This is a genomic window from Alkalihalobacillus sp. MEB130, from assembly GCF_032335535.1.
Taxonomy (GTDB): Bacteria; Bacillota; Bacilli; order Bacillales; family Bacillaceae_D; genus Halalkalibacter.
In genome coordinates this window covers 156,997-178,259 of sequence record NZ_JAOANA010000008.1, presented here as the reverse complement: position 1 = coordinate 178,259, position 21,263 = coordinate 156,997, and the positions used below count along the sequence as shown (strand labels likewise).

Sequence of the window (21,263 nt, the reverse complement as noted above, 5' to 3'; positions counted from 1 at the left end):
AGGGGAAATACCTTAATGGTTTTGCTTTCTTATTTGTCAAGTTTCCCTTTACTTGAATCCAAAAGCGTATGTATCATTTTTGATTCCTTCATTTTGTTTGCCACGTTTGACTTTATATCGGTTGCATCTAATCCATTACCTAATGTTCCAAACACATCCCCACTACTGGGGTCAATTAAATTAGCACGATTATGATAGGGCCTTGGAGTTTTCCATAAGGCGATTAAAGCATGATCAAAGCGCATCTCATGGTAACGCTCTGGCCAGTGTTCTTTTATAAGTTTTTTCACAAGGGGATAATATTTTGAACTCATCCCTGGAAATAAGTGATGTTCCGTATGATACGAAAAATTAAAATGCAACACATCCACCCATTTAGGAACCGTAACCGTTAAGCTATTAGCTAATGGATCATTCACATCTGTCGTTGGGTTCAATCGATGATTGGTTGAAATATAGGCCATTACAATGCTATTAGCAATTAAAAGCGGGATTAAAAACATAAAAACCCACTTTACTGGTCCAACCCAAACAAGTAAACCAATCCAAGTCATCCAAGGTAAAATCATTTCAAAGAAAACCACAGGGCGCTTTCTCGGAGTAAATTCTTTCATATACGTTACGAACATACTGAGTGAATGTACTGAGAACTGAAAAGACAAGGAACAAAAGCTACAAAAAGCACGAAATGGCAAAGGGAGCTTGTACACCCATCGTAAAAAACGGCTTCTCATAATTCGATCTAGTGTAGGCCAAGAGTCGGGATCATGCTCTTCATGTTGCGTATGAACATGATGTGTTAAGTTATGCCACTTTCTCCAAAGCTTTGGTCCGGTGCTTAATGGCCAAAAAGCAACCGCTCCTAAAAAATCACGCAGCCATGCCTTTCTTACCACTGTTCCATGTAAGATTTCATGACCTAAAAAACCAAGTGCTGCAAAACTAGCCCCAATAATGATGGAAATAGGAAGATAAAACAACGGGAATATGTCTACCAACCCAATTGTCATCAGAGCAGCGATCGTGACGACTAAATAAGCAAGTCCTCCCCACAAACGAGATGGTACAGGTTTAAATGCTTTCTTTGGAAGGTGCGGCTTCAATTTAGCCGCGTACCATCCAAATGAATGTAACTCTTTCAAATAAAAAACATCCTTTCCGCTTATACAGATAATTTAATTGTAGCATGCTATAAGATTGATTACCATGTTACTTCGTCGTTTCCACTAACGTTTATTCATCCAATTGATCGATAAAACTCTTCGTTCTCATCCCGTCTCGTCTTATATACACACTCGCTACTACATCAATGACTGCATGTGAAAATTCTTCATCCCAGTCATCTACATGTTCTTTAAACTTCTTATATTGTTGTTTGCTTAAGTGCTCTCCAAAGCCAAACACATCAACTCCGTGATTTTCTTGAACTGATGTAATGGTCTTTGTCAATTTTTCTTCAAGGTGCTCTTCCATTATTTTTTGATAGTTTTCATATGTCGAAATTTCATCTAACCCATGAGCACATTGATTGTCATGAATATCTCCTTCAATGATCACTCGCACAGTAAATTTTGGAACATCATTTTCAAAAGACGCGTCTACTTTCGTATGTGAATTATAAATTTGCAAAGCAAAATAGCCATCTTCCCCACAAGGCGCGGTTGCCGTCGTTCGATTAATATCTTGTGTCCACATGTAATTGCGTGTTTCTTCTACTGATAAAAATCCGACTAGACGGTCATTATGAAACATCGCCATTCCAGAATATTCTAATACTGCATCCAAATCTAAATCTTTATTATCATCAACGTTATGACCTTCTTCTGGTTTTCCTTTGACTGTAACAGCCGCAGAAACAGGGTGCCTTCCTTCAGACGTTAAGGAAAATACAAAATCAGTTAAGGCCGATTGTGGATACCCTCCCCAAGTTTCCTCAATTGTGGTGAATTGTTCGTACATTTTCATAGAAGGTACTTTCTGAATAGGATACGTCGTCGTAATAATATCGGTTGCTTTTACTCCTTTTGCTACAATAATTTGAAAGTCATTTCGAAATTGACCACTTTTCTCCAAAAATTGTAAAAACTTCGATATCCCTTCTTCTGCCACCTTCTCATCTACTATTAACGTTCTCGTATGAGAAAAGTTCAATTCCCTTGTAATTCCCATATTCATTTTATTTAACAGCTCAGCCATCGTTAATCCTTTTAGTTCATACGTAATGGTCGGCGCTAGGCCTTCAGCCGTCTGAGCATTCAACTCACTTGCATTGATCGCTTCAATAGTTAAGCTAAATGCGTCGTCTTCACTAATTTCTAAAGCTAATCCCGTTACTAATGATACCTGATCTAATTCTTTTCGATCCCAACAGCCAGTGGCAATTCCTAGCAAGAGCAGAAGAATCGTGACAAGAAATTTTTTCCTACTCACGTGCTCTCCTCCTTTTTCTGAGAAGGTAGAGACTTATTAGCTTCTTTCACATCCTTCTTTGGATGTAAATAATTAGGTCTTCTCTTCATAAGTTGGATTGGCAAACGAACAAACACATCTTTTTGATCTTCTAAAATAAAAGGTCCCATCGGTGCTAAATAAGGCACTCCAAAAGAGCGAATGCTAGCTAAATGAGCAATAATCATAAGAAAACCTGTTAGAGTCCCAAAAAGACCGAGTGCAGCAGTAAAAAAAATAAGAGCAAAACGAAGAAGCCTAGTAGCGTTCGCAAATGAATATACCGGTGAAACAAACCCTGCCATCGCAGTTAACGCGACGATAATAACAAGAAAGTGGGAAACAATTCCCGCTTCAACTGCCGCTTGCCCAATTACGAGAGCCCCAACGATTGATACCGTTTGTCCAACCACTCGAGGCATACGGACACCTGCTTCGCGCAAAATTTCAAATGTAACTTCCATTATCAATAATTCAACAACAGCAGGAAACGGGACCCCTTCCCGCTGAGCCTGAATGCTTACGATTAAGCCCGTTGGTATTAATTGATGATGAAAAGTAGTTAGACCAATGTAAATCGAGGGCAAAAGCAAGGCTAGTAGAAAAGCCAGATAACGTAACAGACGTAGCATTGACGCCATCATAAAGCCTTGATAATAGTCTTCGCTAACTTGAAAGAAGTCAGTAAAGACTACAGGAGCTAGCAAAACATAAGGAGATCCATCTACGATGATCGCTACTTTTCCTTCAATAATATTCGATGATACGGTATCCGGTCGGTCTGTATGATAAAGCATTGGAAAAGGGGTTATAACCCTATCAGAGATAAACTCCTCAATATTTCCGGAATCAAAGATGGCGCTGCTTTTTATTTCTTTCACTCTTTTTCTTGCTTCTACGACAATATCTTCACTTGCAACATTGTCCAAATAAGCAAGACAAACGGATGTTTGTGTGTCCTTCCCCACTGTGAACTGCTCAAACTTAAGATGAGGATTTTTAATTCTTCTCCTTATTAAGCTAACATTGGTCCCTTTTGCTTCCGTGAAACTATCTTGTGGTCCTCGAATAATGGTCTGTGTTTTTGATTGTGCAATGGCTCGATTTTCCGTTGTTACCGTACTAATAGCAATCCCTTGTGATTGCCCATCAACTAAAATGACGGTATAACCAGATAAAACATACCAACTAACTTCATGATTATACTGAATCGTTACCGTATCATTGCTTGAAAAATACTCCTTTCCAAAATTCACAAAATCCGTTGATGTTGAAACATCCTTTTTTTCTCTGTAAGCATTGGCAAGTGCCGTTCTTATGGTTTCAGCGACTGTTGTTAGATCTACCATACTTGTTAAATAGAGAAGCAAACCTTGCTGCTTACCAACAAATATTTTTTCAAGATAAAAATCGTAGTTTTTGTCAAACGTTTGATTGAATTCATTTTCACTTTTCTTAAGCGAAGCAGAAATGGGAATGAACCCATTATGATCTTCCACTAAATCTTCTGGTGTTGTTTTGTTATTTGTGTCATCTACTTTCATTGAGGAGATAATCTGTTTAAATACTTTCTTCATGAAGCCACCCCTCCTGAAATGGACTTTTTCTTCTTTTTCTTCTTCAGCCAAATAATGAAAAAGAGCAATAAAGGGATTCCAAATTGAAAAGGGAGATGTAGAACATATGGAACAATCATTAATCCTTCTTCGAAATGTTCAACAACATTCACCGAGTTTAAAACCGCAAAAAAAGGAATTAACGTGCTTACTGGTAAAATAAATTTTCTATATGGAACAGAAAATACGTGCTCCAACCCTTTTAATCCTGCATAAAAAAACACACTCACTTTAATAAACACGCCCGTCATTAATATAAACACAACTAAAATATCTACTCGTTCAATAAATTCCATTAACATTATTTCTCTTGCTGCTGTCATTAAAGGAAAAAGGGTACGAACTTTTAGGTCTACTCCTAACGCAGCTATTTGAATCACATTAGCATATGTGATTAATAAACCACTGATGGCAATAGCCGTTGCCCCAACCTTCCCAACATGAGAAAAGCGCGTTGTTGCTGTCATAATGACTGTAAAGACGATAACCTCTCCGTATGGAAACGTAAGTAAGGTCGGGAAAAACGCTTCCCAAACCGGACCAAAACCGTCCCCTAAAATAGGAAGCAAATGAGTAAATTGCAATTCTCCACTAAAAAAAAGAAGTACCCCCACCAACACCAAAATGCCTAATATGTAAGGAGAAACAATCTCCGTTACACGAGCCAATACTTCAAGCCCAAGGTAGACGGTATACATTACAGGGAACATCATCACAATGGTGATCACTTCCAAAGGAGTAATCGGCAATATCGAAATTTTCATGAGTTCGCCAAAGTCACGTATGTTTCTTGAGGCAATATAAAAAAAATACAAAGAATAAAGAACAATGATTGCAGAACCAATCCATTTTCCAAATGAAAAGGAAAGCATTTCATACAAATTTTTCTTTCCAGCAAATGAAATTAACTGATAGTAGCCCAAGACTATACCGACACCTACAATGGCGGCAATAAATTCAGCAATCCAGTAATCCTGTCTAGCTTCTTCACCAGCTCCTACAACGACAGCTGTCCCAATTGCAAAAATCGTGATCAAGATAAATAGTTGCCACAATGAAATTTTGTCGTTCCCATCTGCCTTCATAGTTAGCCTCACTCACTTGTTCGTTGATTGTTGCCCTTTCTTCTGTTTTTTCTCTTTGTAATCGATATATAGTGCTAGTAACAAACCAATTACTGCAAAAGAAGTGACAATCGTTCGTCTCGTCCCAAGTTCAAACGGATAAATGTGAACGATACTTTGAAAATAAGTTCTATCGTAAATGATTGAATCAAACATTCCCATTAGAAGTAGCATTAAACTTAAAATAGTGATAAAAATTAAGGTAACCATTTGTTTAAATCACCTCAGTTTGTCGTTTTCTTCTTTTTCTAGGTTTACCTAGCATAGAAAATTTATGTAATACCTCCAATAATCTCTTTCGAAAATAGAAACCAGTACACCGGTATCTTAGGAGTACTGGGTTATGTTTTTATTTAATCGTTCCTGTTGAGACAATTCTTGTTTCTACATGTGTCGTAATTTCCGCTTGCTTAAAAGCTTCAATCCACTTTTCTTTCGACCACCCTTTAGCGTTTTGCAACCTAAAGTAATCTCCGAATCCTATCGGATCAATTCCTTGTTCTTGAAATAAAGCGACCGTTCTTAATACATGTTGTTCGAGAAATTTATCAGCTTCTCCCTCAACATCCGTCCGATTAGCCGGTTCGGATAAATAGCGACTACCATCATAGTCAACGACAATCCCCCTAACATATAAGTAAATGAAAATCTCTGGGTTTGAAAGATCGCCGTTTACTTGTGGGTCCACTCTTGTTGTCGTAAATTTCATAATAAATTGCTCTTGTGAGTTTCCATCTGCTGATGGAATTGTAAATGTAATAGGTGGCAAATCCTTTTTCCCCTTCATAGCTTCAAAGAGCTTTGCCTCTTCTGGTGAAATGGTATCCACCATTTTATCGTCATTGAAGAGAGCAACTTGCGTAATTTTTATTGATCCATTCACCTGTTCAATATACGGAGTAGCCGGGTCTGATACTTCATCCGTATTTCTATTTATAAAATCATGTATCGTCGTAAATGGGCTAAACGCCGTCATCGTTCGAGGGGTTAATAGTTCAGTTAAGTAAATATTAATTTCCGGCTTATCTTTGTACTCACCTGTCAGAATATCTTCAGCATTTCCCTTGGTCACTGCCACAAAAATATTGGATCCTACTTGTGGGTCTCGGTAAAGATTTTCAATAATTTTCATCAAACCTCTTTTCCTTGCAAATTCTTCACTAAAAAGCAATACTCGTAACTGTGCTGGAGTTAACGTTTTTTCTGTTAACGTAGAAATATCCATCATCGCTTCGTGTGGCAAATTGACCGTTGAAGAGAATTGTTGAACTTGCTCAGCTGCATCTTGAGAAGGTTGTGGGAGTGTTAACGAGATTTTTACACTTTCTTGATCGACATAATCAAAACCCATTACCCCAACCATTCCTAAATCCTCTATTACAGGATGTTCAAGGTTCGGATCTGAACAACCAATGAGTACTAGTAGAACAAACGCTCCTATTATTGCTAGGTTCCTCACGAAGAGACCCCCTTATCTAACCGATTCTTCTTTTTATTAGATCTAATCCAATAAATGAAAAGGAGCAATATCGGTGATGTGTTCAGGAGATAGCCAAAATAAACACTCCACTCACCAAAAATTCGCTGTTGTAGATCAATCGGAATGGGACCTATAATTAAAAGAGTTCCTATTGCAGCCACTACATACGTGTGCCATGTCCGGTTTTTATGTTGACTAAAAAGAGCATCCATCCCTTTTTTAGCGACCCACAAATAGGTTCCAGATGTTGAAAGAACAAGAAAAACCCACAAAGTGGTACCGAAGTTTTCAATTCGCTCTACAAATGGCAATTGAATGGACTGAAAAAGATTTAGTACTGGAAAAATCAAATTATCAATTTGCCAAGGTGAAAAATAGATCACTGCAGCTATGGACACTAAAAAATAATAAAAAACGGCAATCCAAATCCCGATGGAAGCATGAATCAACACGTTTTTTTGATTTTGAATATAGGGAAAATAAAATAGAATTAATCCATATCCAAACATAGAAATCGATCCTTCATACAAAGAGTCCATCCAAGCATTCAAACCAACTTCGAATGTAGGCACAACATGGAGCCAATTTCCTGCTTGAAGTGGCCATTGCAAAAAGGCAATCATCCAACCAGTAATAAAAAAAGAAAACATACAAAAGCGCGCAACCGATTTGATTCCGCCTAACACAATACAAATTGTTACGAAAAAGAGACTTATCGTGAATGAATTTATTGTAAATGTAGGCAAAACAATCGATTGGACAAGCCTAACAAATTGCTGGATCACTGCTGATCCAGCAACAATTCCATAAAGTAATAATGTTACATTTACAGCTTTTCCTAGTATGTTACCTAACAAGATTTCGTTAATTTTAAAAAGCGAGTCATTCGGAAACTTTTTACAAAGCATAATAATCGGAATGAGTGTTATATTCGTAATTACACCTAAGATTAAGGGCACAAGCCACTGATTATAGCCGACAGCGCTAATGTCATTAGGCAAGGAGAATAACCCAATTCCGATCATTGTATTTTGGATTAAAAAGATAACATGATACTTATTTAATTTTTTTAGATTTCCAGTATCCATAATTCATTACTCCTCATCCAAAGGTCGAATTAAATCTTTCTTTGCTCGAGCAATGCCTATTCTTTCTACCATAAAGTTTCCGGGAGCTCGAATAATAGAATTTAATAGATCAGGCCATTTTCTAGGGATGACGGGAGTAATATATGGACTTCCTAAAGATGTCATATTAGATAAATGATTAAACATCCAAGCAAGCACAATCATTTGTCCAAACATACCTAATACCCCAGCGAAAATGATATAAATGTAGCGAATAAATCGAATCGCGTTACTCATTAAATAATTAGGAGGAATGAAAGATAACAATGCCGTTACAGCGACTAATACAATCAAAATATTACTAGCAAGACCAGCTTCAACAGCTGCTGTCCCGATCACAATCCCGCCAACGATCCCGATTGTTTGGCCAATTTTTGTTGGCATTCGAGCCCCTGCTTCCCGAAGTACCTCAATAACGAGTTCTATTATTAGCGCTTCTAGCATCGGTGGAAACGGTACTTGCGCTCTTGATTCAGCTAACAACCTAAGTAATTGAGGAGGCAGCATTTCCGGATGAAAGGTTAGCACAGATACATACGTTGATGTTAAGAAAATAGAAATAAAAAAACCAGCCAATCGTAATGTTCTTAGAAGACTTGCTGTTGTCCAACGGTTGTAATAATCTTCTGGGGTAATAAACATTTCCCAAAACGATGCAGGTAAGATCGCCGCTTCAGGACTGCCGTTCATCATAACAACAATCTTTCCGTTCAATAAGGCATCTGTTGCATTATCGGTCCTTACCGTAATTCCGAATTGCGGAAAAGGTGAGAATGGTTTATCTTCTAGCATTTGCTTTAAAACTGGCATCCCGATAAACCCGTGAAATTCAACATTTTCAAGTCTTCGTTTGACACGCTGAACATTTTCATCATTCGCGATATTTCCCATGTAAAGCATGGTCACATCGTTCTTCGTTTCTGTCCCGAGTAGAAATGACTTGGACTTTAATTGAGGAGATCTGATTCGTTTTTTTATTAAAGAAATATTGGTTGCTACACTCTCGACAAAAGAATCTTGCGGGCCCATTACAGTCGTTTCATTTTCTGGAATCGTAATCGAGCGGTCAGGTGCACTAAACGTATCAATTTCAATAATCTCGTCTTCAAAAAGCAATATCGTATATCCACTACATATATCGTGTATGAGTTTAGGAAGCTCGTCTTTTTTTAAGACCGAATAATTTTTGAAAATCTCATCAGCTTTTGTAGACGACGATTGATTGAGTGGATTAAATACTAATTCATCTATTATCGATGTTTCCACAATGGTATTTAAATACAGAATCGTTACCGTTTTTTGGCCGACTTTCACTTCTTTCATAACAAAATCATCGACATCGGCTAAACTCTTTTGAATCGCTTCTTTTGTAATTGGTTCTTTAATGTCCGGATTTGCTTTGTTATCATCATGTGGTTGTGGCTGGAATAACTTTTTAAACTTAAATCCCTTCTTTTTCCGACTCATTAACTAACCTCCTTACAAACTGTTCATATGTAAAACGTTCCCTGTAAGATGAGGATTTATGTACCATAAAAAGGATAGAGAACAGGAAAAAGAGAAGGCATCACATGGTGTGAATACCTTCTCAACAAAAAAGACGATTTTTTCTATTTACTGCTAAAATGAAAGTATTTCTTACTTCAAATAGGCCAACCAATCATTCTCTTTAATAAGACGATCGACTTGCTCGAGTCGTTTACCAGCGATGTAGAAAAAAGCTTCCGATTCGCTTTTTTCTGTAAAAACGGTTCTTACTACTCTCTCATATTCGTTAGACTCTCTAGTTGCTATGAAATCTTCTAGTACATCGAGTTGAGCCAATTGTTCATTGCTGACTTCGTATAATTCACCAATAATACGTCTTTGTTCAGTTTCTTTTAAGACTGGATAGCCAAACGATGTATCATGTAGCGCACCGTACACCCAACAACGCTCACAAATACATGTTGCTCCATTCAAATAATGATCATTAGCCCCTCCTTTTCGTAACGTTCCATATACAAACACACGATGTTTCTTTTTATCCATATACTATTTTCACCCTCCATCAAACGATTTATATGATGGTTGCCATTCTGTCTGTCATTCGTTTTATAGATGTATTTGCTTCTGCCAATACCATTTGCTTATCCATTGTCTTCATAATCCGATTTTCCATCACAATCTTTCCATTAATAATCGATGTGAGCACATCAGCTCTAGTTGCCGAATAAACAATTCTCGAAATAGGATCGACACCAAATGAAGGATACGTATGAAAATCATGTAAATCTAGCAGAACAAGATCTGCTTTTTTCCCTACTTCAATGCTCCCAATCTGATCAGCAAGACCAATGGCTTTTGCGCCTCCAATTGTTGCCATCTTAAACACCGTCTTTGCATCCATCGCTGTTGGACCGTGAAGCGGCTTTTGGATAAGAGCTGCCATTCTCATTTCTTGAAACATATCTAGATTATTGTTGCACGGCGCTCCATCTGCCCCAAGACTAACGGAAATCCCTTCTTTTAATAAATGAGGGATTTCAGCAATACCTGAAGCTAGTTTTAAATTTGAACCAGGACAATGACTAACATGAATTCCTTTTTCTTTAATGATCCTCTTTTCTATGTCATTTAACCAGACACAATGAGCCAAAAGAAGCCGATTATTAGCCAACCCTATATGATCTAAATATTCAATATTTCGCATTCCTGTTTCTTGCTCCACAATGTCAATTTCCCTGCGATTCTCTGAAGCGTGGGTATGGACACGTACGTTATAACGGGATGATAACTCAGCGACTTCTCTCAAAAGACGTTCGGTACAAGAAACAACGAATCTTGGAGAAAAGGCGTATTGAATTCGTCCATTATCATAATTGTGCCATTTTTCAAGTAAATCAACACTTTCTTGAATCGATTGAGTTGTATTTTCTTGTAATCTCTTAGGTACTTCATCGCCTTTATCCATCATCACTTTCCCCGATAATGCACGAATTCCACTTGAAGCAATTGCCTGAAAGGCAAAGTCTGTATGATGAACGGTTTCCATATCAACAATCGAAGTGGTACCACTTTGAATTAATTCACCAATGCCTAGCAAAGCTGAATAATAAAGCGATTCTTCATCATGCGCTGCCTCTAACGGCCAGATTCGTTTTTTTAGCCAATCAAGAAGCTCTAAGTCATCTGCTCTACCGCGAAAAACGGTTTGACATAAATGAATGTGGGTTTGAACAAAGCCAGGAATAACGGTCAGTTTCGTTGCATTTATGACTTTATCTACATGACTCGGATTAAGCGTGGAGCCAATTTCCTTTATCTTCTCATCCTCAATTAGAATATCTCCTTTTATAATGTCTTCCTTGTCATTCATCGTTACAATTTCTGCCTGTTTGATTAAGATTCTACTCAAATGTTATCACCTCAAAATATAGTCAACTACAAAAAAGCTACAAAAAATATGCAGGAAAGCATATTTTTCGTAGCTAGGAATTTACGGTTCCAAGTAGAAACCCTCGGTCCATATTACTCGAGGTTATACGAAAAAGAACTATAAGATTATAGTGCTAACTTTACGGAATTTTTCGTTCTTTTTCTATATTTGAGTCAGATTATCTATCAAAAGATTTATAACGTTTACGTTCTTTTTTGAATCGTTTGCCTTTCAAGTTTTTTTCCTATTCCTTTTTCGATGATTTCGACCTGCCTGCGATCTTTCCCCGCAACAAACGTAAACGCACGCCCTTCTTCTCCAGCTCTTCCGGTTCGTCCTATTCGGTGAATGTAGCTTTCTGCATCTTGAGGAATATCATAATTAAACACATGAGTCACTCCTTCTACATCTAATCCACGAGCTGCCACATCTGTCGCTACTAAATACTGAATTTGGCATTCACGAAATGACTTCATCACTTCTTCTCGCTTTGATTGAGACAAATCTCCATGAAGTTCATTTACAAGGTAACGATTTTCAAGCAGGGCAGCTGTTAGCTTGCTAACTCTGCGTTTCGTTCGACAAAAAATGATCGCAAGAAACGGTTGTTCTTGTTTCATCACCTTTTTTAGAGCTTCTTGCTTTCCACGGTCCGTTGTCTCAATTAATACTTGCTTAATGCGATCGATCGTCACATTTTTTTGTTCAACAGAGATGTTTTCAGGCGTCTTCATGAAAGTGTTCGCTAATTCTCGTATTTCCTTAGGCATTGTAGCCGAAAACAAGAGGGTTTGCCTCGCACGTGGTGTTTGAAGAATGACCTCTTCTACTTCTTGTAAAAAACCCATATGTAACATTTGATCCGCTTCATCTAAAACAAGCATAGATACTTCATTCAGTTTGACTGTTTTTCTGCGTATATGATCAAGTAATCTTCCAGGAGTAGCCACAATGATTTGGATGGCACCTTGTAATTTACGTAATTGTTGCTCAACATCTTGGCCACCGTATACCGCTAATACATCAATCGATGATAATGAATCTGTCAGTCTTTTCGCTTCGGTTGTAATTTGAAGCGCGAGCTCTCTTGTAGGTGCAACGATTAATGCTTGTACGTGTGACTTCTCTGGATCGATGCGCTCTAGGATCGGGAGAAGAAAAGCAAATGTTTTCCCTGTACCGGTTTGTGCTTGTGCGATCACATCTCGTCCTTGTAAGACGATAGGTATGGCTTTCTCTTGTATCGGTGTTGGGCACGTAATCCTATATTCATCTAACAACGCTATAGTTTTCTGACTAATCCCTAGTGCTTGAAAATCTCTCATTTTACCCCTTCTTTCTATATACATAGCATACCTTTATCTCAAGAAAATGACATGTTTTTAGCTGTAATCAAAAAGGCAACTCAAATGTGAGTTACCTTTGATGTTCATTTTTTCCCTCTGCGTTCTACAGCATACATAAGTTACGTGCCTTAGGTAGAGGATGCAGCAGCGGGTTCTTTAACAGTCTTGTTTTTTCCTTTCCCAAAAAAGATAGCTCGATCACGGTACATTAAGATACTAGCAAGCAGACATGCAAAGAAATCAGAAATAGGAAACGCTAAAAATACTCCATACACCCCAATAAAATGAGGCAAAATTAAAACTAGTGGAATAAGAAAAATAAGTTGTCTAGACATTGATAAAATTAGTGCTTGTTTTGGCTTCCCTAAAGCCTGATATAATCCACTTCCAATCACTTGAATACCAATTAAGAAAACAGCACTAAACATGATGCGTAAATATGTTGACCCAGCTGCAATGACTTCAGGATCAGATGTAAAGATCATCATGAGCCAATGTGGAACTGCCATAACGAGGGCAAAAATAAGAAACGAAATAAAAATGGTTACTTTTAACCCTAGAATAACCGTCTCCCGTAGGCGTTCATAATTTTTAGCTCCATAGTTATACCCGACAATCGGCTGCATTCCTTGCATAACGCCCATCATAGGCATAACCGTAAACATAATGATTCGTTGAATAATTCCAAATACGCCAACATGAAGATCGCCACCAAAACGAATGAGCATCGTATTAATTGCAATCATCATAATGCTTCCAGCAGCTTGTTGCGCAAATGCAGGTAACCCTACAGCGATGACTTCTTTAATAATAGCTAGTTTTATTTTCAAATCAGCCAATCGAAGCTGAAGAGAACTTTTCCCCGTTAAGAAGTATTGCAAAATGACAATTGTTACGGAAGCTTGAGAGATTACAGTAGCAATTGCCGCTCCTCTTACTCCCATATTTAAACCGAAAATAAAAATGGGGTCTAAAATAATATTGATCACTGCAGGGATAATCATCGTCATCATCGCAAATTTTGCATTTCCTTCTGATCGGACAATATTATTTGTTGCAAACGCAAAAGAAAAGAAAAACGTACCAAGTAAAATAGGAAACATATAATCAATAGCATATGCTAATACTTCAGGTGTCGCCCCGAATAAACGCAATGTCGGTTCAAGAATCGTGAATGCACTTACCATTCCTAAAACACTTATAATGATAATAACAGAGATTATGTTGCCAAATACTTGGTTCGCCTCTCCTTCTCGTCGTTCCCCTAACCTTCTCGAAATAACAGACGCTCCACCAATCCCCATCGCAGCCGATACCGCCATCATAATCATCATAATCGGAAAGGCAATCGTCACACCAGCAACCGCATCAATTCCGACACCATACGAAATGAAGATCGTATCAACGACATTGTATAACGCCATAACAAACATCCCAATCATGGCTGGGATGGATAAGTTTTTAAGCAATTTCGGAATCGGTTCGGTTCCGAGTCGCTCGCTTTGTAATTTTTGTTTCATAGGTATTAACCAACTTTCTATTGTTTTCCATAGGATTGAACTATTCTTCGTAAGTAAGAGACAAACGAACGTTTCTCTTCATCTGAAAAGATCTGCGTAAGCTCCGTATCCATTTTTCCGATCTCATTCCATAACTTTTCTTCAAGCTGTTCCCCTTTTGTCGTTAACGTAATAACCTTGGAACGCCTGTCTTTCTCACTATCTTTCTTTATTATTAATTCATTTTTTAACATAGATTCAATGATTCCGTTCATTGTGGACGCTTTAATATATAGGCGATTTTGTAGATTAGATTGAACTAACTCCTGATGCTCTTTCAGTTGGTAAAGTACTTTGAATTGAGCATGCGTCACTCCGTAGTCGGCTAATTTTTGATTGAGCTGGTTGTGCATCAGATGGGCAACAACCCCAATTTGATAACCAACTCTGTTTTCTAAATCTCGTTCCAATTACTTAGCCCCCTAACTATTATAAGTAAATTTTACAATGTTCACACCCAATATTCAACCATTTTATTTCGAATAGCTAAATAGTTTACTTTTTCTGAATAAGAAAGCACACAAACACTCACGTTTACACCAATGCCTAATAACTATCATATAGTATCGTATGCCTTGTTTTACGGCTCAAGAAAGGAGTGATGAACACGATGGAATTAACTGCGCCTCATTGGATTTATCTTATTGGTACGTTCATTATTATTATTACAATGCTATTTAGACAAAATGTCGTTGTGCCAGCTGTCCTGATGACCTTTTTTGTCGGGTGGATTTTCACTGGATCCTTTTCTAGTGGTTTACAAACCATTTTCCAAGCTAGTTTAACTGCAGCTGGGGAGCTCTTTAATATCTTCCTCATCATTGCGATCATGACGGCTTTGCTACACTCGTTAAAAGCTATTGGTGCAGATGAGCAAATGATTACCCCCTTTCAACGAGTAATGAAAAATGGTCATATTTCATTTTGGGTTATCGTTTTAGTCACTTATACGATCTCGATCTTTTTTTGGCCAACACCTGCCGTTCCTTTAATTGGTGCCTTGCTCATCCCTGTTGCCATTCGAGCTGGCTTACCACCCATTGGAGCTGCCATTGCAATTTCGTTAGCAGGTCAAGGTATGGCTTTATCAGCTGATTATATGATTAAAATAGCACCAATGTTAAATGCCACCTCAGCTGGTATCGATGTCGGTCCTGTTGCCGACAGAGCCTTAGTCTTATCACTTATTACTGGTGCGGTTGCCTTAAGCTATGCCTATTTCTCTATTAAAAAATCGATCAAACCACCTTCTCGTCAACACCTTCTGTCTTGGGAGAAAGAAAGCCGTAATGTTGAGCAAGAAGACGACCACCTTCCACCCACTCATTCTAAAAAACACCGAATCTTTTTTGCCTTATTAATTCCGATCACCTTTCTCTTGATTGTCATATACATGGTTCTTTCTATGTTTACAGATGCGATCCCTGACATGGAAGGCGGTGCAGGAGCATCATTAATTGGTGGAACAGCTGTTATCTTATTAGTAGTCGCATCTAGTTTCTATAACTTCAAGAAGACTCTTGCCAATGTTAGTGATTTTCTAGTAAAAGGATTCGTTTTTGCCTTTAAGGCTATGGGACCAGTGATCCCAATTGCGGGGTTTTTCTTTATCGGAAGTGGCGAGTTTTCTTCAAAAATTTTTGGAACAGAATCCAGTCAGGCACCTTCCTTCTTGTTTGACCTCGTTCAAGCTGGTCAACAAGTAATCCCAGAAAGTTCTTTCCTAGCTGCTTTTGGGATTCTCATTATTGGAATGATTACCGGATTAGACGGTTCGGGATTTTCTGGCCTTCCACTAGTTGGTTCGCTATCAGGAGCATTAGGTCAAAGCGTCGGTGTTGATGTTGCTACCCTCGCTGCTATCGGTCAAATGGGATCCATCTGGGTTGGTGGCGGAACTCTGATCGCTTGGTCTTCACTAGTAGCAGTAGCTGGTTTTGCGAAAGTGCCTGTAATGGAAATTGTCCGAAAATCGTTTATTCCCGTTATGTTAGGGCTCATTATCTCAACGATCGCTGCTTTGTTATTATTTTAAAAAGGAAAAAACAGCTAAGCGAAATGCTTAGCTGTTTTCTATGATGGCCTTCACTCTACCAACGTGACCGTCTTGCAATCTCACTTTGATTCCATGAGGGTGATGTGGTGATTTTGTTAACAAATCTTTCACAATGCCTCTTGTCAACTTTCCTGTCCGTTGATCTTGTTTAAGAACAATATCTACTTCTATCCCTGGCACAATATGTTTTCGTTCTTGTCCTGATTTTGTCAAGTTATCCACTTCTTTCTTCTCTGGCTTTTTCATATTCATCTAGCGCATGATCTGAATGATGATCGACTTCCTCTGGCCCTACATAAGAGTAGATCACCATGATTGCAAGTAAAATGGCGATGGCAGAGACAACCCATTTCCAAACAGTCTTAGTCATTTTGATCTCTCCATTTCATTTGGTGAAAGCTTTGTTTTTTGTAGGCGTAACGCGTTCAAAACAACCGAAACAGAACTAAATGCCATAGCAGCACCAGCTACCCACGGAGCAAGCAAGCCAACAGCTGCGATTGGGATTCCTAACGAATTATAAACAAAGGCGAAGAATAAGTTTTGTTTAATATTAATCATCGTTTTTCGGCTCATAATGATGGCATCCGCAACGCTATTTAAATCCCCGCGCATGAGGGTAATATCTGCTGCTTCAATCGCTACGTCCGTACCTGTTCCTATCGCCATTCCGATATCAGCAACAGCAAGAGCAGGTGCATCATTTAACCCATCTCCGACCATTGCCACTTTTTTTCCTTCTTTTTGTAAATTTTCAACTACGGCACTTTTCTCTTCTGGTAGAACTTCAGCAACAACTTGATCAATCCCAACTTGTTTGGCAATTGCTTCTGCTGTTCGCTTATTATCTCCTGTTAACATTATGACTTCAAGCCCTAACTTCTTCAGTCTTGTTATCGCCTGCTTCGATGTTTCTTTTACGGTGTCTGCAACTGCGACAAGCCCTGCATATTGACCATTTACGGCAATTAACATCGCCGTTTTTCCTTCTTTCTCAAACTCTGTCATCTTTACTTGGGCCTTATTATACTCAACCTTCTCATCATCGAGTAGTTTTCTCGTACCAATTAGTAGATCGTATCCATTAACCTTAGCACGAATACCATGACCTGGTACCGCTTCAAATTGTTCGGTCTCCATTAACTGAACAGGCTCTTCCTTAGCATAATTAACAATGGCGTGTGCCAGTGGATGTTCAGATTTGAACTCTGCTGAGGATACCATCTGCAATAGCAACTCTTTTTCAAAAGGAGCTTCATAAACAAAATCTGTTACCATCGGTTCCCCTTTTGTCACGGTACCCGTTTTATCTAGAACAACCGTTTGAATAGATTGCGTATTTTCTAAATGCTCTCCACCTTTAAACAGCAATCCAACCTCAGCTGCACGTCCAGAACCTGCCATAATGGAAGTCGGGGTTGCTAGGCCTAGTGCACAAGGACAAGCAATTACAAGAATGGATATGGTAGGAATGAGCGCTGCCCCTAGATCTCCTGGTGTAACAAAGAGATACCAGACAAAGAACGACATTATTGCGATTACGACAACTACAGGAACAAAAATTCCTGAAACTTTATCTGTCATTCGTTGGATGTTCGCTTTTGAGCCTTGGGCATTTTCTACAATGGAAATGATTTGCGCTAACGCCGTATCTTTCCCTACTTTCGTTGCTTCCATTGTGATAGAACCGTGCTTATTCATCGTTGATCCTATAACAATATCTCCAGACTTTTTATCAACAGGAATGCTTTCTCCTGTAATCATCGATTCATCGACAGCTGAATGTCCATCTAAAATGACACCATCAACTGGTATTTTTTCGCCTGGTTTAACAAGCAACCGATCGCCTACTTTTACTTCTTCTAATGCAATCGTAACAGCTTCATTATTTCGAATCACGGTAGCTGTTTTCACTTGCAAACCAAGTAACTTCTGAATTGCTTGACTTGTTTTTCCCTTTGCACGTGCTTCAAACCATTTCCCTAAAACAATTAACGTAATAATCACAGCCGATGTTTCAAAATACAAATCAGGCATGACAATACCTTGCTCCATTGCTTCTATGCCAAGATAAATACTATAAAAATAAGCCGCAGATGTACCAAGAGCAACTAGTACATCCATATTCGCACTTTTGTTTCGTAACGCCTTATAAGCTCCTACATAAAACTGGGCACCCACTATAAATTGAACAGGTGTAGCAAGTGCTAATTGTACCCACGGATTCATAAACATGTCTGGCATCCAAATAAAGGACGTAAACTCAAAGTGAGTAACCATTGACCAAAACAATGGAAATGTCAAAATCGCAGCAAAAAGAAATTTCCCCAATTGTACTTCCATCTCTTTTTGCTTTGAATCAACTTGATTAGACGAATCATCTTTTTCTTTTAATCCGAAACCAAGCTTATGAACAGCATCTTTCATATCCGAAGGTGAAATTACGCCCTCTACATATTCAACTGTTGCCGTTTCTAGTGCAAGGTTAACCGCCGCTTTCTGTACTCCTTCTAATCGATTCAATTTTTTCTCGACACGATTGGAGCAAGCTGCACATGTCATTCCCGTTACTTGAAAATCAGCTTTTACCATTCTCACATCGTACCCGAGAGTTTCTATTTTTTCTGTTAGCTGCTTTATCGTTGTTTCTTCCGTATTAAACGTAACGGTTGCTTTTTCTGTTGTGACGTTCACGTTCGCTTCGTGAACCCCATTCATTCTTTTAAGACCTTTTTCAACTCGTTGCGAGCAAGCCGCACACGTCATACCAACAACCGAAAGCGTTACATTCTCTATTTTTTCCAACACTCTCTCCCCCCTTATGATGAAGAAGCCATTTACACCTTACCCCTATAGGGTATATTTCCAATATAAGAAAACGTGCCTGCTAGGCACGTTCCAATCTCATCTAAACGACATCATACCCTTGATCTTCAATTTCCTCTTTAATCGCATCTAGCGTGACCGTTTCTTTCTCAAAATCAATAACGACGATACCATCCGCTAAGTTTACTTGGACAGCGTGGACACCATTTAACTTTCCAACGCTTCCTTCAACAGCTGAAACACAGTGGTTACAAGACATACCTTTTACTTGAATCGTTGCTTTTTCCATGTTGTTCATCACCTTTGTAAGAATATTATACATATATAGTACCATACCTACCTAGGGTAATCAACAAAACAAATATTCCTAAAGTTACGTTTTCGTGAGCCTTTCGATGACATCCATCAATTCTGCAATTGACTCATCACCACTTCCGCTTTTTATCGCATCAGCTACACAGTGTTTCGTATGATTTTCCATTAATTGCAGGCTTACCTTTTTCATCGCTGCATTAATAGCAGAAATTTGAATAAGAATATCCACACAGTAACGGTCGTTTTCTACCATGTTTTGAATGCCTCTCACTTGACCTTCAATTCGTTTTAATCGATTCACCAACTGTTCTTTTTCACGAGAATGTCGATGATCAATTTGTTTCAACTCAATTTTCTTTGACATCGCCAATCTCCTCTCACTTAAACTTTCTCGTGGTTCTACTATCATACAAAAAACGCTCTTTGTCAATGATTAGCCCCACACCGAATGATTATGTTCACCTGGATTGATTGGATCGTTTGGAAAAAAGGTATCAACTTGCTCTAAAGCAAGAAACACAAATAAAACGATGAGAAACACAACAAGTGGATTTCGTAGGAACGTGACAATGAACGAATTAGATGATGCATGAAATAATCGTATCGTAATTACTAACACAATAAAACTCATCATAAATAAAAACTTTAAAAGGGTATCCTCTTGACCAATCGGTGACATCTCTCCAAGCATGGCCCCCATCATTCCGCCCATCAAACCAGCAAGCATCCCTTCAATGGTCGTAATAAGATGATGCGGTAACCCAATAAAGGCTCCAATTGTCATCCCAATCACAATTCCAAGAATCGTCGATTGAACAAAATCTCCCCTTAACAACAGTCCCATAATCGTCCCAAATAATACTCCAGCTGTCATACCTCCAGCCATCGCTGTCATCATCACGTTCATTTGTGACTCATGACGATTTTGGACAATGACCAAATAATAGCAAATAAACAATAATGTCGAAGCAAGAAACAGCAACAACAAACCAGTAGACATACATACCCCCCTCTCCCTTTCTATCATCCTATTTCAAAGAGGGAGAGAATAGTACAAGTGTTAAAGTACGAACTTCCATTAAAAAAGCAGGTTCACCCGAGTAACTGGGCTTACCTGCTAGCATTTGTTGCTACTGATTCAATATCAGTTATCGTTGCTAGGATTTGTTCAATTGGAATTGCAAGACCATGTCCCTCTTCTTCACTACCAATAGAAGGACGAGACCTAGCATAAACAACTCCAACCACTTCTCCATGTTCTGATAATACCGGACTTCCACTATGTCCAGGGAAGATCGCATTCGATATTTTTAAAACTTGAAATGGAGTTTCATCGTTTAAGATTTCTCCCTCATTGACAATTTGTGTTTGGGATAAAGGACTACCTATAACATAAATCTTTTCTTGTTCTTTTGCATCCTCCAGTCTCAAAGGGAGGTATGGAAGCTCGTCACCATCAATTTTTAGCAAGGCAACATCCAGTTCTTCCTCAGACTGGATAATATCAGCCTGATAGATGTCGTTATTCGGAAAAACGACCGCAAGCGGTTCACGATTGTGAACGACATGATGATTGGTGATTATATAGCCATCTTCAGAAATGGCAAATCCTGTTCCCCTTCCCCCGTTTCCCTGAATCGTCACAACCGCTTCCATAAACTCAGCAATGTGTTCCTGTTGACGAAGTTCCTCTGAAGTTCTAGCTAATTCACGGTTATCTAACGAAAATAAATCAAACCAAATATTGGCTACTTGCATTATGAGAAGGAGAGCAATTCCTGCACCTATTAAGCGAGCAAACGTCTTTTTTGATTGTTTCTTTTTTAATTCTTCTTCTGTTTCTTCTTCATCAAACAAAAAGTCTTCGGGTTTAGGAACGTAATCCTCTTCTTCCTCTTCAGGACGGTGCTGCTCATCATCTTTCATAAGATCACCTACTTACTTTAAA

At 38.5% G+C, this 21,263-nt stretch carries 21 protein-coding genes and 1 riboswitch; of the genes, 1 reads left to right on the top strand and 20 read right to left on the bottom strand.

The window, feature by feature from the left end:
* Positions 1–29: 29 nt before the first annotated feature.
* The 13 genes from desB to N0O92_RS10435 form a co-directional block, all read right to left on the bottom strand.
* Positions 30–1,142, bottom strand: a complete 1,113-nt coding sequence (desB, locus tag N0O92_RS10495) for a Delta(10) desaturase DesB (RefSeq protein WP_315614600.1) — start codon at positions 1,140–1,142, stop codon at positions 30–32.
* Between the two features lie 91 nt (positions 1,143–1,233).
* Positions 1,234–2,430 carry a Ger(x)C family spore germination protein gene (locus N0O92_RS10490; protein WP_315614599.1) on the bottom strand — a complete coding sequence of 399 codons (1,197 nt, stop codon included), beginning with the start codon at positions 2,428–2,430 and terminating at the stop codon, positions 1,234–1,236.
* Positions 2,427–4,025: a spore germination protein gene (locus N0O92_RS10485; protein WP_315614598.1), complete on the bottom strand. Its 1,599-nt coding sequence runs from the start codon at positions 4,023–4,025 to the stop codon at positions 2,427–2,429. The genes N0O92_RS10490 and N0O92_RS10485 overlap by 4 nt, the downstream gene beginning before the upstream one ends.
* Positions 4,022–5,149: a GerAB/ArcD/ProY family transporter gene (locus N0O92_RS10480; protein WP_315614597.1), complete on the bottom strand. Its 1,128-nt coding sequence runs from the start codon at positions 5,147–5,149 to the stop codon at positions 4,022–4,024. Before N0O92_RS10480 ends, N0O92_RS10485 begins: the two co-directional genes overlap by 4 nt.
* A 12-nt stretch (positions 5,150–5,161) precedes the next feature.
* Positions 5,162–5,398, bottom strand: a complete 237-nt coding sequence (locus tag N0O92_RS10475) for a hypothetical protein (protein WP_315614596.1) — start codon at positions 5,396–5,398, stop codon at positions 5,162–5,164.
* 139 nt (positions 5,399–5,537) lie between these two features.
* Positions 5,538–6,647, bottom strand: coding sequence for a Ger(x)C family spore germination protein (locus N0O92_RS10470; RefSeq protein ID WP_315614595.1), 1,110 nt, complete (start codon positions 6,645–6,647; stop codon positions 5,538–5,540).
* Complete coding sequence (locus N0O92_RS10465) at positions 6,644–7,756, bottom strand: GerAB/ArcD/ProY family transporter (RefSeq protein WP_315614594.1); 1,113 nt, start codon at positions 7,754–7,756, stop codon at positions 6,644–6,646. The genes N0O92_RS10470 and N0O92_RS10465 overlap by 4 nt, the downstream gene beginning before the upstream one ends.
* Positions 7,757–7,762: 6 nt before the next feature.
* Positions 7,763–9,262 carry a spore germination protein gene (locus N0O92_RS10460; protein WP_315614593.1) on the bottom strand — a complete coding sequence of 500 codons (1,500 nt, stop codon included), beginning with the start codon at positions 9,260–9,262 and terminating at the stop codon, positions 7,763–7,765.
* Positions 9,263–9,433: 171 nt separating this feature from the next.
* Complete coding sequence (locus N0O92_RS10455) at positions 9,434–9,826, bottom strand: gamma-glutamylcyclotransferase family protein (RefSeq protein WP_315614592.1); 393 nt, start codon at positions 9,824–9,826, stop codon at positions 9,434–9,436.
* 28 nt (positions 9,827–9,854) lie between these two features.
* The gene (locus N0O92_RS10450) at positions 9,855–11,192 is read right to left on the bottom strand and encodes a 5'-deoxyadenosine deaminase (RefSeq protein ID WP_315614591.1); all 1,338 of its coding nucleotides are present in this window, start codon (positions 11,190–11,192) and stop codon (positions 9,855–9,857) included.
* 50 nt (positions 11,193–11,242) lie between these two features.
* Positions 11,243–11,343: riboswitch (purine riboswitch) on the bottom strand.
* Between the two features lie 73 nt (positions 11,344–11,416).
* Entirely contained in the window at positions 11,417–12,538 is a 1,122-nt protein-coding gene (locus tag N0O92_RS10445; RefSeq protein WP_315614590.1) for a DEAD/DEAH box helicase, read from the bottom strand.
* Between the two features lie 149 nt (positions 12,539–12,687).
* The gene (locus tag N0O92_RS10440; RefSeq protein ID WP_315614589.1) at positions 12,688–14,079 is read right to left on the bottom strand and encodes an MATE family efflux transporter; all 1,392 of its coding nucleotides are present in this window, start codon (positions 14,077–14,079) and stop codon (positions 12,688–12,690) included.
* A 17-nt stretch (positions 14,080–14,096) separates the two neighbouring features.
* A complete protein-coding gene (locus tag N0O92_RS10435; protein ID WP_315614588.1) occupies positions 14,097–14,528 on the bottom strand; it encodes a MarR family winged helix-turn-helix transcriptional regulator in 432 nt (143 codons plus the stop codon).
* Between the two features lie 200 nt (positions 14,529–14,728).
* Between N0O92_RS10435 and N0O92_RS10430 the strand changes: the two genes are divergently transcribed.
* A complete protein-coding gene (locus N0O92_RS10430; RefSeq protein WP_315614587.1) occupies positions 14,729–16,153 on the top strand; it encodes a hypothetical protein in 1,425 nt (474 codons plus the stop codon).
* A 27-nt stretch (positions 16,154–16,180) separates the two neighbouring features.
* On the opposite strand, the gene N0O92_RS10425 is transcribed toward N0O92_RS10430, so the two are convergent.
* The 7 genes from N0O92_RS10425 to N0O92_RS10395 all read right to left on the bottom strand — a co-directional run bounded on the left by N0O92_RS10425 (position 16,181) and on the right by N0O92_RS10395 (position 21,241).
* Complete coding sequence (locus tag N0O92_RS10425) at positions 16,181–16,387, bottom strand: YwbE family protein (RefSeq protein ID WP_315614586.1); 207 nt, start codon at positions 16,385–16,387, stop codon at positions 16,181–16,183.
* 1 nt (position 16,388) lies between these two features.
* Positions 16,389–16,544, bottom strand: coding sequence for a hypothetical protein (locus tag N0O92_RS10420; RefSeq protein WP_315614585.1), 156 nt, complete (start codon positions 16,542–16,544; stop codon positions 16,389–16,391).
* Entirely contained in the window at positions 16,541–18,979 is a 2,439-nt protein-coding gene (locus N0O92_RS10415; RefSeq protein WP_315614584.1) for a heavy metal translocating P-type ATPase, read from the bottom strand. The genes N0O92_RS10420 and N0O92_RS10415 overlap by 4 nt, the downstream gene beginning before the upstream one ends.
* A gap of 103 nt (positions 18,980–19,082) precedes the next feature.
* The gene (gene copZ / locus N0O92_RS10410) at positions 19,083–19,289 is read right to left on the bottom strand and encodes a copper chaperone CopZ (protein ID WP_315614583.1); all 207 of its coding nucleotides are present in this window, start codon (positions 19,287–19,289) and stop codon (positions 19,083–19,085) included.
* A gap of 84 nt (positions 19,290–19,373) precedes the next feature.
* The gene (locus tag N0O92_RS10405; protein WP_250096358.1) at positions 19,374–19,679 is read right to left on the bottom strand and encodes a metal-sensing transcriptional repressor; all 306 of its coding nucleotides are present in this window, start codon (positions 19,677–19,679) and stop codon (positions 19,374–19,376) included.
* A 69-nt stretch (positions 19,680–19,748) separates the two neighbouring features.
* The gene (locus N0O92_RS10400) at positions 19,749–20,315 is read right to left on the bottom strand and encodes a hypothetical protein (protein ID WP_315614582.1); all 567 of its coding nucleotides are present in this window, start codon (positions 20,313–20,315) and stop codon (positions 19,749–19,751) included.
* Positions 20,316–20,425: 110 nt separating this feature from the next.
* Complete coding sequence (locus N0O92_RS10395; protein ID WP_315614581.1) at positions 20,426–21,241, bottom strand: S1C family serine protease; 816 nt, start codon at positions 21,239–21,241, stop codon at positions 20,426–20,428.
* Between the last annotated feature and the right edge of the window lie 22 nt (positions 21,242–21,263).

Coding starts and splice junctions, on each gene's coding strand:
- N0O92_RS10400 (WP_315614582.1), bottom strand. CDS start 20,315: ATGTCTACTGGTTTGTTGTTGCTGTTTCTTGCTTCGACATTATTGTTT.
- N0O92_RS10460 (WP_315614593.1), bottom strand. CDS start 9,262: ATGAGTCGGAAAAAGAAGGGATTTAAGTTTAAAAAGTTATTCCAGCCA.
- N0O92_RS10480 (WP_315614597.1), bottom strand. CDS start 5,149: ATGAAGGCAGATGGGAACGACAAAATTTCATTGTGGCAACTATTTATC.
- N0O92_RS10465 (WP_315614594.1), bottom strand. CDS start 7,756: ATGGATACTGGAAATCTAAAAAAATTAAATAAGTATCATGTTATCTTT.
- N0O92_RS10420 (WP_315614585.1), bottom strand. CDS start 16,544: ATGACTAAGACTGTTTGGAAATGGGTTGTCTCTGCCATCGCCATTTTA.
- N0O92_RS10485 (WP_315614598.1), bottom strand. CDS start 4,025: ATGAAGAAAGTATTTAAACAGATTATCTCCTCAATGAAAGTAGATGAC.
- N0O92_RS10455 (WP_315614592.1), bottom strand. CDS start 9,826: ATGGATAAAAAGAAACATCGTGTGTTTGTATATGGAACGTTACGAAAA.
- N0O92_RS10430 (WP_315614587.1), top strand. CDS start 14,729: ATGGAATTAACTGCGCCTCATTGGATTTATCTTATTGGTACGTTCATT.
- copZ (WP_315614583.1), bottom strand. CDS start 19,289: ATGGAAAAAGCAACGATTCAAGTAAAAGGTATGTCTTGTAACCACTGT.
- N0O92_RS10405 (WP_250096358.1), bottom strand. CDS start 19,679: ATGTCAAAGAAAATTGAGTTGAAACAAATTGATCATCGACATTCTCGT.
- N0O92_RS10395 (WP_315614581.1), bottom strand. CDS start 21,241: ATGAAAGATGATGAGCAGCACCGTCCTGAAGAGGAAGAAGAGGATTAC.
- N0O92_RS10440 (WP_315614589.1), bottom strand. CDS start 14,079: ATGAAACAAAAATTACAAAGCGAGCGACTCGGAACCGAACCGATTCCG.
- N0O92_RS10445 (WP_315614590.1), bottom strand. CDS start 12,538: ATGAGAGATTTTCAAGCACTAGGGATTAGTCAGAAAACTATAGCGTTG.
- N0O92_RS10475 (WP_315614596.1), bottom strand. CDS start 5,398: ATGGTTACCTTAATTTTTATCACTATTTTAAGTTTAATGCTACTTCTA.